Here is a 16,000-nt window from a genome sequence, read left to right as displayed (position 1 = left end):
CAGCAGTGACGATGCGCTTGGTGCCCGGTGACCCCGAGAGACTTGGCGGCTACTGGCTGGCCGGGCGGCTCGGCGCGGGCGGCCGCGGCGTGGTCTACGACGCCTACAACGACGAAGGCCGCCGGTTCGCGATCAAGGTGCCGCGCGGCGAGGTCACCAGGCAGCTCGCCGAGGCCGTCGGCCTGGTAAAGCCGCGTTATCTGGCCCGGGTGGTCGGCGTCGGGCTCGACAGCGAGAGCCCGTACATCGTCAGCGAGTTCGCCGACGGGCCCGACCTGCGGCAGGCGGTGGCCGTTCATGGGCCGTACGCGGGCGACGAGCTGCTCGCGCTGGCGACCGCGCTGGCGACCGCGCTCAGCACGCTGCACGAGGCGGGCATCGCGCACCGCGACCTGAAGCCCGAGAACGTCCTGCTGGCCCCGGACGGGCCGCGGGTGATCGACTACGGCATGGCGGCCGGCGACCCGGTCGGCGGGCGATACACCTACCTGGCGCCCGAGGTGCTCACCGGGCAGCGGGCCGGGGCAGCGGCCGACGTGTTCGCCTGGGGCGCGGTCGTGCTCTACGCGGCCACCGGCCGCGACCCGTTCCAGGGCGAGAGCCTCGGCGGGATCATGCACCGGCTGCTGACCGTCGACCCGGACCTGGGCGACCTGCCGCAGCCGCTGCGCGACCTGGCCGGACGCGCCCTGGCCAAGAACCCCGCGGACCGTCCCTCCGCCGCGGAGCTGCTGGTCGGCGGCCGCACCGAGTTGCGCCCGCCCGCCGGGATGACCGGGCCGCGCTCGCTGGGCGAGGTGGCCGAGGAGGCGTACGCCGCACTCACCCCGGCGCAGCAGGGCGAGCTGCCCGGCCTGCTGCTGCGCCTGCTCGACGGCGAGGAGGTCAAGGACGACGGCGACGAAGGCGGCGTGCTGACCCGCCTGGTGGCCGCCGGCCTGCTGGTACGGCTCAGCGTCCGGGTCGAGCCCACCACGACCGAGGTGGGCAAGCTGGTGGCGATCAGCGACGACCGGGTCGCCCCGGCCAGCGCCGCGCTCTTCCGCGCCTGGCCACGGCTGCGCGGCTGGTCGGCCCAGGACTCGGCGGCCCGGCAGCACTCAAGCGGCTCCCCCGCACGGCGATCGCACGGCTCCCTTGCCCGGCAACCGGACGACTCCTCCGCACGGCGATCGGACGACTCCGCTGCCCGGCGACCGGACCCCGCGCCGGCGCGCGCCGTACAGAAGATCCCCGCTGCCGCCACCCGCGAAGACGGCGCGCCCAGCCCCGACCTCACCTCCATGTACGTCATCCACCGCGCCATGCTGACCGACCTGCGGCGGCTCATCGAGCTGCTGGCCCGGCCCGCCCAGCTCGGCGACCCCAGGAGCAGGGCCGTGCGCGGCTACACGGCCGCGCTGCTGACGGAGATCGACCACCACCACGCCAACGAGGACGACCTGCTGTGGCCGGTCATCGAGCGCGCCGCGGGCCAGGCCGTCGACCTGACCCCCTACACCGACGGCCACCAGGCGCTCGACCCGCTGCTGGACCGCTGCCGCGCCGCGCTGACCGGCGACCTGGGCGCGCTCGGCCGGCAGCTGGGCGAGCTGCTGGGACCGCTCGACGAGCACATCACCCAGAAGGAGTCCGAGCTGTTCCCGATCGTCTTGCGGTTCGTGCCGTTCGATGCTTTTGTGCGGGTGGAGAAGCGGGTCGCCAAGCGGGCCATGCGGCGCGAGCTGACCTTCACCGCACCATGGCTGCTCCGCCACGCCACGCCGGAGGAGGCCGCGCGGCTGCTCAAGGGCTGGCCGCTGCGCCTGATGGCAGCCGCCACCAGGCCGGGCTACACCCGGCGCGAGCACCAGATCTTCGGCTGATCCCTTACTCCCGAAGATCGCTCAGCCGGCCGATCAGCGCGGTACGCGAGGTGATGCCGAGCTTGGTGTAGATGTGGCTCAGGTGGTACTCGACGGTCTTGACGCTGAGCACCAGTTTCCGCGCGGCCTGCCGGTTCGTCAGCCCGCGGCTGATCAGCACCGCCACGGTGTGCTCCTGCGGGGTCAGCCCGAGCCGCGCCGTGTCCCGTGGGCGCGGCGCCGACCGGCCGCTCGCGGCCAGCTCCAGACCGCACTGCTCCAGGTACGGCAGCGCGCCCAGCCTGGAGAGCGTGACCTGGGCCGCCTCCAGTTGCTCGGCCGCGGCGGCCCGGCGCCCCCTGCGCCGCAGGAACGTACCGTAGGCGAGCTGGATCCTGGCCTCCTCGAACGGCATGTCGACCTTGGCCGAGTGCTCGAGCGCGGTCTGGAACGCGGACTCGGCCTCGACCGAGGCGTGCCTGGCGGCCTGCAGCGCGGCCCTGGCACGGGCGGTGGCGGCCAGCGCGCTGCGCCGCTCCTGGTCCCTCGCCTGCCGCTCCCACGGCCCGAGCACGTTCTCGGCCTCGTCCGGGTCGCCGGCATTGACCAGCGCGTCGGCCAGGAGCCCCGGCCAGAACGCCATCGCCGGTTCCCAGGGCAGGTGCGTCCTGGTCAGCGGGGTGAGCGCGGCGATCACCGCTTCGTGGTCGCCGCGGGCCGTGGCGGCCAGGCCGTCGGCGCTGGCCGTACTGAGCTGGGCGATGAGGTTGTCCGGGTGGCCCGCGGCGCGGGCGGCGCGTACGTGGGCGGTGGCGCGGTCCCACTCGCCACGGGCGGCGGGCACCAGCGCGGCCACGGCGTGCGCGTAGGCGGCCAGCCAGAGCTGGCCGAAGTCGTCGGCGGCCAGCGCGCCGGACTCGGCGTGCATGACGGCCTCGTCCCACCGCCCCAGCCGGTAGTCAACCTGGGCCAGCGCGGTCTCCACCAGCAGCTGGAAGGCCGCGGAGCGGCCGTTTCCCACGGCCAGCACGCCGGCCAGGTCCTCGTGCGCTCCTGAGAGATCGTCACTCCACAGGCGCAGCATGCCCCGGCCGAGCAGCGCGTCGAGCTCGCCGGAGTCGCTCTGCGCGGCGGCGGGCAGATTGCCGGAGCGCGCCAGCCCCTCCTCCACACGACCGGCCAGTCCCAGCCCGACGAGCTCGGCGAACCGCACCAGGTCGCCGCCGGCCTGCTCGGCCCAGCGCACCGCGTCGGCGCCGCGCCCGCCCGCGAGCGCGGCCATGGCCTGCCGACCGGCGATCCCGGCCGCCAGCCCGCACTGCCGCTTGGCGTGCGGCCAGGCGGTGTCGAGGTGCCTGCCCGCCTCGTCGAGCCGCCCGTTGACCAGCGCCACGGACCCGAGCGCGTAGTCGCGCACCCCGGGATCGGCAGCGGGCGCCACCTGCGCGGCCAGCTCGGCCGCCTCACCCGGCCGGCCGGCCGCGACGAGCGCCTCCACGGCCTCCGCGATGAGCCGGTCCCGCTCGGTCCCCTCCTGGGTGAGCTGTACGGCCCGCGCCAGGCAGCCGCAGGCGTTCGACCAGAGCCCGGCCGCGGCCTGGCTGCGCCCGATCTCGGCCACCTCGCCCACCAGCGCGTCGTCCACCCGGTCTGCGGCCGAGAGCCGGTGATGCAGCCGGTGCACCACGTCGGCGACGAGGTCGGCGGCCAGCAGGTGCAGCCGGCGCCGGGTGGCCGGGCCGAGATCGTCGTAGATGGCGGCCCTGACCAGCGGATTGGGGAAGCCGAGCGACACCCCGGCGCCGGTGCGCCATTCGACGAGCAGGCCGACGGCGACGGCCTGCTCCAGGGCGGGGAGCGGCTCGTCCAGCTCGGCCATCCGGGCCACCAGGTGCAGCGGGGCCGAGGTGCCGAGCACCGCGGCCGCGGTGACCAGCCGCTGGGCCGGCGGGCCGCACTTGGCCAGCCGGCCGCGTACCAGGGCGGTGTAGGACCGGGGTGCGGGCAGCGGGGCGTCCACGTCGGCCAGGGTCTCCGGGCGTACCTGCTGGAGCAGCGCGCGGACGTGCAGCGGTACCCCCTTGGTGTGCCGGTGCAGCCGCTCGGCCGCCTGGGGCGTCAGGCGCACCGGGCCGAGCCGCCCGCTCAGCGCCTGCAGCTCACGCACGCTCAGCCCGCCGAGCGGCAGGCGGAGCGCGGAGCTGCCGCGCAGCAGCCGGCGCAGGCCGTCGGGCAGCCGGGGATGGTCGCTCTCCCTGGCGATGACGATGGCGAGCACCCGGTCGTTACGCAGCCTGCGCAGCGCGAACGTCAGCGCCTGCAGCGACAGCAGGTCCGCCCAGCCGCCGCCGTCGACCACCATGACCACCGGGGCCACCCGCTGGAGCTGGCGGAGCAGGTCGAGCAGCGCCGCCCCGACCACCAGCGGGTCGGGGTGCTCGGGCTCGCCCATGGACGGCAACTGGGCCAGCGGCTCCGGTACGGGCTGGGCCTGGGCACCGAGCTGGCCCAGCACCCCGTACGGCAGTTCGGCCTCGCTCTCCTCTCCGCTCACATCCAGAACCAGCGCTCTTTCGACGTTGGCGAGGAACTCGTGCACCAGCGCGGTCTTGCCGATCCCCGCAGGTCCCTCCACCACCACCAGACCGGACCGGCTCTCGAAGGCGCGGCCGAGCTGGGCGTGAAGGACCGCCAGCTCCCGGCCTCGGCCGACGAACTGCTCGTCGCGGGAGCGCTCTGGTCCGGTGAGTACGGCGCGGGCTGTCATGGACTCACCCCCAGACCAACTCATGGTGAGCCTTAGGCCGCCGAGCGTCTAGTCACTGTTTGGCCTGAGTCACCCGATTCGATCCCTAGGGAGGAGCCCCGGGGTTATCCCCAGGGCGTTCCCGGATGTCCGAAGTGACCACCGTTCATAGCGTCCAACGAGGACGAATGCCGCCAAAGACGCCGGGAGATGACATGCCGTCCTACATCGCTGAGGAGCAGCGGGGAACGGAAGCACGGATGCTCAATGTGCTCCTTCCCACCATCCTCCAGAACCTCCAGCTGACCTATCCGGCCGCCAACCAGTTCGGCGCGCCCCCGATCGCCACGCCGCCGATGCCGGCCTGGCCCGTCGCGGAACAGCGGAACCTCACGCAGCAGAGCCCCTTCTTCCCCATGCCGTCGCAGTTGGCGACGGACCGGTCGTTCATGGATCTCATCTCCGTGGCCGTACCGACCGTACAGGCGCTCATGCCGCCGCTCGTCGAGCAGCTGCTCTCGTTCGGCCCGCCCAAGCCGGACATCGACCAGAACGAGGAGGACCGCTTCCTCCAGTTCGCGCCGCAGCTCGTCGGCACGCTCGCGCCGATCGTCGTGCAGCTCCTGCCTGGCCTGCTGCAGAACATGGCCGGCCACCGCGGCGAGCAGCCGGTACGCGTCACCGACCGGGAGCTCAACCAGCGCTTCTTCGGGCCGATCACGCAGGCCGTGCTGCCCGCCATCGTGTCCGCGCTGCCCGAGCTGCTCGCCATCGTGCACGGCGACCAGCGCTCGCCCGTCCGCTACGAGCGGATGCCCGGCCGCGGCCTGTTCCAGCTGATCCGCATCAGCAGGAACGACCTGCTCAACGGCCACCGCATGCACGACGGCGACGTGATCTACCTGACCGAGACGCCGGCGCCGCCCGGCACCACCGAGGTCCGCGTCAGCACCGCCCCCCACGGCCTGTGGTGGAAGGGCGTGCAGGTCACCGACGACACCGATCGGCAGATCTGCTTCGTCGAGACCGGCGGCGCGGACCAGGCCGGGTTCGACTCCAGGTCCGTCCAGACGGGCGGCAGCATCGTGCTGTGGAAGGCCAAGATGTTCGGCGTCCACACCCCGATGTACGTCATCCCGACCGGCGACCTGTCGCCCGACGCCAAGTGCTTCACCTTCCACTGGGCAGCCGGCTGATGGCCGAGACCCCGCTGCGGCTCGGCAGCAGAGGAGAAGAGGTCCGGCGGCTCCAGGAACTGCTGCGCAGCCGCGGCTACCGCATCCAGGCCGACGGCTACTTCGGCGGCTCGACCTACGGCGCGGTGCTCGGCTTCCAGCAGCGCCATCGGATCCCCGCCGACGGCATCGCGGGTGCCGCCACCTGGCGGGCGCTCGGGGAGACCCGCAGCGACCCCGCCGAGCAGGAGAGCACGCCCCGGGGACCGGCCCCGTGGACGTTCATGGTCTACATGGCGGGCAACAACAGCCTGTCCGACGCGGCCGGCCGGGATCTTGAGGAGCTGCGCGCCCTCGCGTCGTACAACGGCGTCCGGGTCACCGCCTTCGTCAAACGCCATGGCATCCAGGGCCGGGCCCAGCACATGGAGCTCAGCCCGGGAGGCACGCGGGACCTGGTCGAGGAGCTCGCTCCCCCGGTCGACTCCGGCCATCCGCAGACGCTCGTCGACTTCGCCCGCTGGACCGTCAGGCGCGCGCCCGCCGAGCGCTACGCGCTGGTGATCTGGAACCACGGCGGCGGCTGGGGCCCGGACGACCTGAACCAGCTCTACACGCAGGTCAGGGGACGGGCCGTGCGGCGCGACGTCGAGCAGGGCTACATCCGGCGGGTGCCCCGCGCCGCCCCGGCCGAGGGCGAGCCGTCGTTCTCCGAGCTGGCCCGGCTGACCGAGACGCCCGAGATCAGCAAGTGCGTGTTCTCCACGTCCCTGCGCCGGCTCCTGACCCTGCCCACCGGCCACGCCCGGGCCATCTCCAGCGACGACGGCACGCTGCACTCGATGGACACCGTCGAGCTGTACAACGTGCTGCGGCAGCTGCACACCGACCTGGGCCGGCCGATCGACCTGCTGGGCATGGACGCCTGCCTGATGAGCTGTCTGGAGGTGTGCTACCAGATCCGCGAGCACGTCGGCGTCGTGGTGGGCTCGGAGGAGACGGAGCCCAACGAGGGCTGGCCGTACACGGAGATCCTCACCACGCTCGCGGGCAACCCGCGGATGGACGCCAGGGACCTCGGCCGGACCGTCGTCGAGGAGTACCTGCGGTCCTACCGGGCCAGTCCGACGACCGTCACGCAGTGCGCGGTGGACGCGACGCGGATCGAGGAGTTCATGCGGGAGTTCGAGACCCTCGCCGAGTCCCTGCGCGGGCAGGTGCACGCCAACCGGTCGGTCGTGGACAGCGTGCAGTCGGTCGCCACCCGGTTCCACACCGACCGGTCGCTGATCGACCTGCGTACGCTCTGCCTGGCGCTGATCGCCGACACCCGGACGGACCCCACGCTGGCCTCCGTCGCGGACAAGATGATCGCCCTGCACAACCCGGGCGGTTTCGTCATCCACGAGGACCGGCAGGGCGCCAAGGTGGAGGACTGCGGCGGGCTCAGCGCGTACTTCCCGATGGAGCGGACGATCTCCCCGTACTACGCGGACCTGCAGATCGCCCGGGACACCGAATGGGACAGGTTCCTCAAGGAATACGCCGACGCCCGGGGCATCGGCGGGAGGAGACCACGCCGACCATGATCCGGCGACGGTGCCGGTGACATCGGGGCTATCGCGGCCAGGGACCGGCCGCGATAGCCCCTACCTTGTGTCGCATGGACCCCCTTCTCAGCCGTCGGGCACTCAACCGGGCCACCCTCGACCGGCAGTTGCTGCTCCGCCGTACGGACCTGCCCGTGCTCGACGTCGTCGAGCGCCTCGGCGGGCTCCAGGCGCAGACCCCGCACACCTGGTACACCGGCCTGTGGAACCGCGTCGCGGGCTTCCAGGCCAAGGCCGCCTCCGACCTGCTGGCCTCGCGGGCGCTCGTCCGCATCGCGTTGCAGCGCTCGACGATCCACCTGGTGAGCGCGCGTGACTGCCTCGCCATGCGGCCGCTGGTGCAGATCGTCACCGAGCGGATGACCAGGAGCACGTTCGGCAAACGCCTGCGCGGGGTGGACCTCGACGAGCTCGCCACAGCCGGCCGGGCGCTGCTCGAAGCCCGGCCGATGACCTTCGCCCAGCTCGGGAAGGCCCTGGCCGAGCGGTGGCCGGACAACGACCCGCACGCGCTGGGGCAGGGGGTGCGGTGGCTGGTGCCGCTGGTGCAGGTGCCGCCCCGCGGGCTGTGGGGCCAGGCCGGCCCGGTCGCGCACACCAGCGCCGAATCGTGGCTCGGACTGTCGGTGCCCCCGATGACGGCGGCCGAGCTGGTGGTGCGCTACCTCACGGCGTTCGGGCCGGCCTCGGTCATGGACGTGCAGACCTGGTCGGGGCTGACCCGGCTGGGCGAGGTGGTGGAGTCCATGGACCTGGTCCGGTTCCGCGACGCGTCGGGCCGGACGCTGTACGACCTGCCGGACGCGATACGGCCCGGCGAGGACACGCCGGCGCCGGTACGGCTGATGTACGACTTCGACAACCTCTTCCTGTCGCACGCCGACCGGTCGAGGGTCATCACCGAGGCGGCGGCCACGGCGCTGGGCGGCTTCATGGGCACGAACGTGGTGCCGCGCATCATCCTGGTCGACGGGTTCCCGGTGGGCGACTGGACGGTGCGCCGGGCCAAGGGCATCTCGACGCTCGGCATCCACCGGTGGGGGCCGATCTCCGACTTTGACGCGGTGATCGAGGAGGGGACCCGGCTGCTGGAGTTCCTGGCGCCGGAGGACCAGCACGATCTCGCGATCTTCGACAATCCGTCCAGGACCTGAGAGCCCGTGAGGTACGCTGCGCCGGTCCGCCCGCACCGCCCGGAAGGCTGGCTTATGACCGATCTGGTGACCTTCGGTGAGACGATGGCGCTGTTCGCGGCCCGGCGCACCGGTCCGCTGCGGTTCGCCCGCGACTTCGACCTGGGTGTCGGCGGCGCCGAGTCGAACGTCGCCATCGGCGTCACCCGCCTGGGCCACAGCGCCACCTGGATCAGCCGGGTCGGGGCCGACGAGTTCGGCGAGCTGATCCGCTTCACGCTCCAGGGTGAGGGCGTCGACGTCCGGGCGATCACCGACCCGGACGCGCCGACCGGGCTGATGATCAAGGGCCGGCGGACGGCCGACCTCGTCGACGTCCGCTACTACCGGGCGAAGAGTGCCGCCTCCCGACTCACGCCCGGCGACCTAGACCCCACGCTCATCGAGACCGCCCGGGTGCTGCACGTCTCCGCGATCACTCCGGCTCTGTCGGCGTCCGCGCGCGAGACCGTACGGCAGGCGATCGCCGTGGCCCGGGCGGCCGGGGTGTTCGTGTCGCTGGACATCAACTACCGCCGGGCGCTGTGGACGCCCGAGGAGGCAGGCGCCTGGCTACGCGAGACGGTCGGCGACGTGGACGTGCTGTTCGCGACCGTGCCGGAGGGCCGGCTGATCGCCGATGTCGAAGACGCCGCCGACCTGGCCAAGGCGCTGGCCTCGCTCGGTCCCGGGCACGTGCTGGTCAAGTCGGGTGCCGAGGGGGCGCTGGAGTTCTCCGGCGGCTCGGTGCGGCAGGCTCGGCCGTTCCAGGTGACGGAGGTCGACCCGGTGGGCGCCGGGGACGCGTTCGCGGCCGGGTGGCTCGCTGACTGGCTGGCCGGCGCGGACGCCGAGCAGCGGCTGCGCACGGCGTGCGCGGCCGGGGCGTTCGCGGTGACCTCGCAGGGCGACTGGGAGAGCCTGCCCAGCCGGGCCGACCTGAACCTGCTCCAGCGCCCCGCCGACGGCGTCAGCCGCTAGCCACCCCACCCCACCCCTGCACGGCCGCGCCCGCGCCGGTCGGTCACCTGATCGGTGTGACGTCCAGTCGGCCCTGGTCGCACACGCGGTCGGTGACGAACGGGATCTCCGTGTGCGCCCGCTCGTCCGGCGGGATGATCATCAGCCGGGCCGAGCCGGGACAGGTGGTCTCGGTGCCGGTCTCCACGACGGTCCAGTGGAGGTTCGCGCGGGCGCTGCCACCAGGCTTGAGCGTCACCTTCGGCCGCGCTCCCGGCGTCCGGCGGACGCGGGTCCGCAGGGCGTCACCCTGCTTGTCGAACATCACCAGCCCGGGATAGCCCTGCAGGGTGCACGCGGCCCGCGACCGGTTGGTGAACACCAGCGGCACGTTGCGGTTGCCCGCCCCGGCGTCCACCCTGCCCAGCCGCACCTGGAGCTGCGACGTGGTGCAGCGCCCCGGAGCCTGGGCCGGCTGCGCGGTCTCCTGCGCCAAGGCGGGGGCGGCGCCGCCGGCCAGCAGCAGCCCGCCCACGAGTACGGCGATCCTCAACTTCATCATGTGTGTTTCGACGCGTGAAACGCGACAACAGTTCTACGCCGGATTTTCTGGCATTCGCGCCGGTATTGCCGCTGCCCGACCAGTCTCCACAGGACCCGGGCGGCCATCGGCATCAGAGCGAGAAACGCCTCCTGCTCCCACGGCGTGGCGTCCTCCAGCAGCGCGCCGAGCTGGATCAGCAGCCGGTCCTTGGGCAGCTGCGCGCGGGCGTACTCCGACAGCGTGTCCCACTCGGCCTTGGTCAGGTGCTCGGCCACCAGCGGCAGGATGCGCTCCTCCTCCTGGTCCAGGTGGACGAGCAGCTCCTCGTGCAGGTCGAGCAGCGTGTCGGCGAGCCGGTCCCGGCGGTCGGCGTCGGCCTCGGCGCGCCAGGCGGGCAGCAACTCCTCCAGCGCCGAGATGTGCCCGGCGACGCGCTCGTGCTGCTCCTCCATCGTGTGGATGAGGTCGCTCTCCAGCCGCACCCGGCCGAGCAGCACCGGCCAGAGCAGCTTGTCCTCGGCCTCATGGTGGTGGTGCAGGCCGGTCAGCATCTCGCTCAGGTACGCGGCCAGCGTGCCGGCCCGCTCGGTGTCGCCGGGGGCCACCTGCCGGATGAGCTCAGGGGCCAGCCTGAACTCACGGCGGAACACGCGGTGGACGACCACCATCTCCCAGATGGCAGGACTGTTGTCAATATTCACGAGGACAGGATGAGCGACGCCGATTGCCAAATGATTGACCGCTGATCCAAGCCGTAGCATGTGCTCATGAACCGCGGCCTGGGAGAGCTCGAGTCCACCATCATGGACAGGATGTGGTCCTACCGCAGGCCCGCCTCCGTCCGGGAGGTGCTCGAAGACCTGCGCGGAGAGCGGGAGATCGCCTACACCACGGTGATGACCGTGATGGACAAGCTCCACACCAAGGGCCTGCTCAAGCGCAAGCCCGTCGGCCGTGCGTACGTCTACGAGCCGATCGCCTCCAAGGAGGCCTACACGGCCGACCTGATGCGCCGCGCCCTGGCCGGCAGCGGCAACCAGGCCGCCACGCTCGTGCACTTCCTCGAACGCCTCACCCCGGAGGAGGCCACCGCGCTGGAGGCGGCGCTGCAGGTCTTCCCGCCCAAGGACCGGCGCGCGTAGGGCCTGCCGGATCGTTACAGCAGGCCCGCGGTGGCCAGGTGCTTGCCGATGCGAGCGGTCTCCTCGTCGTTCAGCGGGACCTGCGGCAGCGCGGTGGCCGGGTGGTCGATGACGCCGCGCAGGTGCAGCGCGGCCTTGAAGGCGCCGAGCCCCGACGAGCTCCCGCCCATCCGGCCACCGCCGACCGTGACGATCTCGAACAGCCGCACCAGCCGCTCCTGCTCCAGCCGGGCCGCCTCCCAGTCGCCCTGCCGGGCCGCCTGATAGAGCCGGACGTACCCGTGGGGATCCACATTGCCCAAGCCGGGCACCACGCCGTCGGCGCCCATCCACAGGGCGGAGTCCACCGTCACCTCGGACCCGGTCAGCACGCTGAACGGCGCCTCGCGCCCGAGGATCACCTGCCGCAGGCCGCCGTCGTCCCCACTCGAATCCTTGACCCCGGCCAAGACCCCTTCGGCGGCCAGTCCCAGCAGGAGTTCGGCGGTCAACTTGGTGTGTACGGCAACCGGCAGATCATAGGCATAGACCGGCAATCCACTCTCAGCACTGATGGTCCGGAAATGGGTGCGGATCTCGGTGGGATGGGTGCGCGTGTAGAACGGCGCGGTCGCCACCAGTCCCGACACCCCGGCCTCGACGGCGACACGCACGTGTTCGAGCACCCGCGGCGTCGTCATGTCGATCACCCCCGCCAGCACCGGCACCCGTCCGCCCACATGGCCGGCCACGGTGTCGAGCACCACCCGGCGCTGTGCGTCGGTGAGGTAGGCCACCTCTGACGACGACCCGAGCACGAACAGCCCGTCCACCCCGCCCTCGATCAGGTGGTCGACCAGCCGGATCAGCGAGTCGGCGTCCACCTGGCCATCGGAGGTCATCGGGGTGCAGACCGGGGGAATCACACCGGTCAGCTTCGTCACGGACTTCTTCGTCATGCACGCTCCTGGATCAGTTCGAGATCGGTGGCCCCCGCCGCCACCGGGTGGTGGCAGTGGTAGAGGTGGTCGGCGTCGCTCCGCGCCGCGGGCCAGGCGGCGCCGCACTCCTCGTCGGCCCGCCAGCACCGGGTGCGGAACGGGCAGCCGCTCGGCGGCCTCGTGGCCGAGGGCACGACGCCGACCAGCGGGATCGGGTTGATCGGCGAGATCAGCCCAGGCGTGGCGGAGAACAGCGCCCGCGTGTAGGGGTGCCGGGCGTTCAGGGGTACGGCGTGCGCGGGGGTCTGCTCGACGATCCTGCCCAGGTACATCGTCACCACCCGGTCGCTCATCCGCCGGACGGTCTGGATGTCGTGCGAGACGAACACCAGCGCCAGCCCGAGCCGCTCCTTCAGATCGAGCAGCAGGTTGAGTATCTGCGCCCGCACCGAGACGTCAAGGGCGCTGGTCGGCTCGTCGGCGATGAGCAGGCCGGGTTCGAGGGCGAGCGCCCTGGCGATGGCCACGCGCTGCCGCTGACCGCCGGAGAGCTGGCCCGGCAGCAGGTCCGCCGCGCCGGCGGGCAGGCCGACGAGGTCGAGGAGCTCGCGCACGCGGGCGTCCCGCTCGGCCGGGGTGCCGCGGCCGTGCACGTTGAGCGGGTCACGGAGCACCTGCCTGATGGGCAGCCGCCGGTTGAGCGCCGTGGACGGGTCCTGAAATATCATCCCGACGCTCGACCCGATCATGTCCCGCCGCTCGGCGTCCTTGAGCGCCCACAGGTCCTTGCCGCGGAAGGTCACGGTGCCCGACGTCGGCCGTTGCAGCGCCACCAGCACCTTGGCCAGCGTGGACTTGCCGCAGCCCGACTCCCCCACGACGCCGACCGTCTCGCCGGCGCTGATCGTGAGGTTCGCCGCGGTCAGCGCGTGGACGCGGTCCCGCGAGAACAGCCCGCCCGAGCGGGCCTTGTGCACGACATGAACGTCCTTGAGCTCAAGCACGCTGATCACTCCCCACGAGGACGACAGCGGGATGGTGACACGCCACGGCGTGCTGCCGGGCGTCCCCCTCCAGCTCCGGTACGTCGGTACGGCACACGTCCGTGACCATCGGGCACCGGTCGGCGAAGCGGCAGCCGGCCGGGAAGTCCGCCGGCGCGGGCACCACGCCGGGAATCTGGGTGAGCCGCTCGGCCCCAGACTCCAGCGACAGCACGGAGCCGAGCAGCCCGCGGGCGTAGTGGTGGGCGGGCGCGCCGACCAGCGTCGCCGTGGCGCCGGTCTCCACGATCTGCCCGCCGTACATGACGACCACGCGGTCGGTGACGTCGGCGATCAGCGCGAGGTCGTGGGAGACGAGGATCAGCGCGAACCCGAGCTCCTCGCGCAGCTTCAGCAGCAGCTCGATGACCTGCGCCTGGACGGTCACGTCGAGCGCGGTGGTGGGCTCGTCGGCGACGATCAGCTTGGGCTCGCGCGACAGCGCCATCGCGATCAGCACCCGCTGCCGCTGCCCGCCGGACAGCTCGTGCGGGTAGGAGGACAGGGTACGGCGGGCGTCCAGGCCGACCAGTTCGAGCAGTTCGGCCGGTGACCGGCGGCCACCGCGGCGGGTGACCTGCTTGAGCTGGGACTTGATGGTCATGGCCGGGTTCAGCGACGAGAGCGCGTCCTGGTAGATCATCGCCATCTCGTGGCCGAGCAGGCGGCGGCGGGCGCGGCGCGGCAGCGCGAGGAGTTCCTGCTGGTCGAAGCGGACATGGCCGCTGACGCGGGCGTCGCGGGGCTGCAGGCCCATGATGGTCAGCGCGGTCAGCGACTTGCCGCAGCCGGACTCGCCGACCAGCCCGAGCACCTCGCCCGGCCGCACCTCGAAGGCGATGCCGTCGACGATGTCCACGCCCTCGGTGAAGCCGATCCGCAGCCGCTCCACCGAGAGGATCGGCGGGCCCGAGGGCAGCGGGCGGGCCCGTTCCGCCAGCCTGCGGGCGGCCTCGGCCAGTCCCGGCAGCTCGACGATCTCGCCGGAGCCCGGCCGGGCCGCCTCGAAAGCGTCGTCCTTCTTGATCGCGGCCTTGCGCGTGGTGGGCGCGGCCCAGGCGTCGGAGATGCCCTCGGAGAGGATGTTCAGGGCGAGCACGGTGATCAGGATGAGCAGGCCGGGGAAGACCGTGGCCCACCAGCCGCCGAGGAGCACCATGTTCTTGCCGTCGGCGATGACACTGCCCCACGACGGGTTCGGCGGGCGTACCCCGGCTCCGATGAACGACAGCGACGCCTCGAAGACGATCGCGTCGGCCACCATCACCGTACAGAACACCAGCACCGGCGCGGCGCAGTTGATGGCGATGTGCCGGAGCAGGATGTGCGGGGTGCGGGCGCCGATGATCCGCTCGGCCGCGACGTAGTCCTCGCCGTACTGGGCGATCACGTTGGCCCGCACGACCCGGGCCACCGACGGCATGTAGAGGAAGGCCATCGCCATCACCAGCACCGGAATGCTGCCGCCGAACACCGCCACCAGCACGGCGGCCAGCGCGATGCCGGGGAAGGCCATGATCACGTCGAGCAGGCGCATGATCGTCTCGTCGACGGCCCGGCGGGAGGTGGCCGCGACGGCGCCGATGACGGCCCCCACGACCAGGGCCAGGCCGGTCGCGCCGAGGCCGATGATCAGCGACCAGCGCGCGCCGTACAGGAGCCTGGACAGGATGTCGCGGTTGGCGCTGTCGAGTCCCATCCAGTGACTCGCGGACGGGCCGCCGCCGGCGGCCTCCTGGAAGAGCGGCGAGTGCGGCGAGATCAGCGGCGCGAGCAGCGCGGCCAGTACGACCACGGCGACGACGCCCACGGCGACCCACGACATCGGCCGCAGCCGCTTGAAGGCGACGCCCGGCTTGGACAGGCGTTCCGTCAGTCCACGTCTCATCAGGCGGCGCTCCTGAGCCTGGGGTTGACCAGCAGGTACAGGACGTCGACCAGCAGGTTGACGACCATGAAGCCGATCGCGACGGTCAGCACGACACCCTGCACGACCGCGGGGTCACCGTCGCGCACCGCGTTGATCATGAGCTGACCCATGCCCGGCAGGCCGTAGATCTGCTCGATGACCACCGCGCCGCCGATCAGGTAGCCGATGCGCAGGCCGAGCACGGTCAGCGGGTTGATCAGTGCGTTACGCAGCACGTTGCGACCGACCACCACGATCGGCGGCAGCCCGCTGCCGATCGCGGTGCGTACGTAGTCGCGGTCCAGCTCCTCGACCATCGACGTACGGATGATCCTGGTGAGCTGGGCCGCGACCGGCAGCGACAGGGACAGGGCGGGCAGCGTCATCGAGCGCAGCCAGCCGCTCGTCGAGTCGGCCGGATTGATGTAGCCGCCGGTCGGGAACAGGCCCTGCCCCACGGCCAGCCACTGGATCATCAGCAGCGCCAGCCAGAACGCCGGAGCCGCCACCCCGACCAGCGACACGACGCGGATCACCTGGTCGGGCCAGCGGTCACGGAACAGCGCCCCGGCGACGCCGAAGACCAGCGCCAGCACGACCGCGATGAGCAGGCCGAGCAGCGTGAGCTGGAGCGTCAGCGGCAGCGCGGTCGTGACCGATTCGAGCACCGGCTTCTTGGTGAGCACGCTGGTGCCCAGGTCACCCCTGGCCAGGTCGCCGATGAAGCGCAGGTAGCGCAGCGGCAACGGGTCGAGCAGGCCGTTCTCGACCTGGAACTGGTGGATCTGCTCGGGGGTCGGGTTCGCGCCCTGGAAGTAGGCGTACTCCGGCTTGCTGTTGGAGAAACGCATCACGATGAACACGAACGCGGCGACCCCGAGCACCAGCGGGACCAGGACGAGAATCCGCCGGAGGAGCATTCTGGCGATGACGAC

At 72.2% G+C, this 16,000-nt stretch carries 13 protein-coding genes; 6 read left to right on the top strand and 7 right to left on the bottom strand.

Annotated features, from left to right (window positions below):
- The first annotated feature begins 11 nt into the window (after positions 1-11).
- On the top strand, positions 12-1,865 hold the full coding sequence (locus KME78_RS17960; protein WP_219530219.1) for a protein kinase domain-containing protein: 1,854 nt from the start codon (positions 12-14) through the stop codon (positions 1,863-1,865).
- Positions 1,866-1,869: 4 nt separating this feature from the next.
- Here KME78_RS17960 and KME78_RS17955 read toward each other — a convergent pair whose 3' ends face one another.
- Positions 1,870-4,611 (bottom strand): helix-turn-helix transcriptional regulator, encoded by a 2,742-nt coding sequence (locus KME78_RS17955; RefSeq protein WP_219530218.1) that lies wholly within the window; start codon positions 4,609-4,611, stop codon positions 1,870-1,872.
- A gap of 194 nt (positions 4,612-4,805) precedes the next feature.
- Between KME78_RS17955 and KME78_RS17950 the strand changes: the two genes are divergently transcribed.
- From KME78_RS17950 to KME78_RS17935, 4 genes are all read left to right on the top strand, one after another.
- The gene (locus tag KME78_RS17950; RefSeq protein ID WP_219530217.1) at positions 4,806-5,786 is read left to right on the top strand and encodes a hypothetical protein; all 981 of its coding nucleotides are present in this window, start codon (positions 4,806-4,808) and stop codon (positions 5,784-5,786) included.
- Positions 5,786-7,354 (top strand): clostripain-related cysteine peptidase, encoded by a 1,569-nt coding sequence (locus KME78_RS17945; protein WP_219530216.1) that lies wholly within the window; start codon positions 5,786-5,788, stop codon positions 7,352-7,354. Before KME78_RS17950 ends, KME78_RS17945 begins: the two co-directional genes overlap by 1 nt.
- A 74-nt stretch (positions 7,355-7,428) precedes the next feature.
- A complete protein-coding gene (locus tag KME78_RS17940; RefSeq protein WP_219530215.1) occupies positions 7,429-8,529 on the top strand; it encodes a winged helix DNA-binding domain-containing protein in 1,101 nt (366 codons plus the stop codon).
- 54 nt (positions 8,530-8,583) lie between these two features.
- Positions 8,584-9,528 (top strand): sugar kinase, encoded by a 945-nt coding sequence (locus tag KME78_RS17935; protein ID WP_219530214.1) that lies wholly within the window; start codon positions 8,584-8,586, stop codon positions 9,526-9,528.
- Positions 9,529-9,571: 43 nt separating this feature from the next.
- Here KME78_RS17935 and KME78_RS17930 read toward each other — a convergent pair whose 3' ends face one another.
- Complete coding sequence (locus KME78_RS17930) at positions 9,572-10,069, bottom strand: DUF4232 domain-containing protein (RefSeq protein WP_219530213.1); 498 nt, start codon at positions 10,067-10,069, stop codon at positions 9,572-9,574.
- Positions 10,066-10,752 (bottom strand): hemerythrin domain-containing protein, encoded by a 687-nt coding sequence (locus KME78_RS17925; RefSeq protein WP_219530212.1) that lies wholly within the window; start codon positions 10,750-10,752, stop codon positions 10,066-10,068. Before KME78_RS17925 ends, KME78_RS17930 begins: the two co-directional genes overlap by 4 nt.
- Positions 10,753-10,818: 66 nt before the next feature.
- Here KME78_RS17925 and KME78_RS17920 point away from each other — a divergent pair, with 66 nt between their 5' ends.
- The gene (locus KME78_RS17920) at positions 10,819-11,193 is read left to right on the top strand and encodes a BlaI/MecI/CopY family transcriptional regulator (RefSeq protein WP_219530211.1); all 375 of its coding nucleotides are present in this window, start codon (positions 10,819-10,821) and stop codon (positions 11,191-11,193) included.
- Between the two features lie 14 nt (positions 11,194-11,207).
- Here the strand turns inward: KME78_RS17920 and KME78_RS17915 are convergent, their stop codons facing one another.
- The 4 genes from KME78_RS17915 to KME78_RS17900 are packed head-to-tail and all read right to left on the bottom strand — an operon-like array spanning position 11,208 to position 15,985.
- On the bottom strand, positions 11,208-12,131 hold the full coding sequence (locus tag KME78_RS17915) for a dihydrodipicolinate synthase family protein (protein WP_219530210.1): 924 nt from the start codon (positions 12,129-12,131) through the stop codon (positions 11,208-11,210).
- Positions 12,128-13,117: an ABC transporter ATP-binding protein gene (locus KME78_RS17910; RefSeq protein WP_308126998.1), complete on the bottom strand. Its 990-nt coding sequence runs from the start codon at positions 13,115-13,117 to the stop codon at positions 12,128-12,130. The genes KME78_RS17915 and KME78_RS17910 overlap by 4 nt, the downstream gene beginning before the upstream one ends.
- Positions 13,110-15,044 carry a dipeptide/oligopeptide/nickel ABC transporter permease/ATP-binding protein gene (locus KME78_RS17905; protein WP_219530209.1) on the bottom strand — a complete coding sequence of 645 codons (1,935 nt, stop codon included), beginning with the start codon at positions 15,042-15,044 and terminating at the stop codon, positions 13,110-13,112. The genes KME78_RS17910 and KME78_RS17905 overlap by 8 nt, the downstream gene beginning before the upstream one ends.
- On the bottom strand, positions 15,044-15,985 hold the full coding sequence (locus KME78_RS17900; RefSeq protein ID WP_246651285.1) for an ABC transporter permease: 942 nt from the start codon (positions 15,983-15,985) through the stop codon (positions 15,044-15,046). Before KME78_RS17900 ends, KME78_RS17905 begins: the two co-directional genes overlap by 1 nt.
- Positions 15,986-16,000 lie beyond the last annotated feature (15 nt).

Origin of the sequence: Nonomuraea guangzhouensis (genome assembly GCF_019396345.1) — a bacterium.
Taxonomy (GTDB): domain Bacteria; phylum Actinomycetota; class Actinomycetes; order Streptosporangiales; family Streptosporangiaceae; genus Nonomuraea; species Nonomuraea guangzhouensis.
The sequence above is the reverse complement of the archived record's forward strand: the minus strand, read 5'-3'. Positions and strand labels throughout refer to the sequence as shown.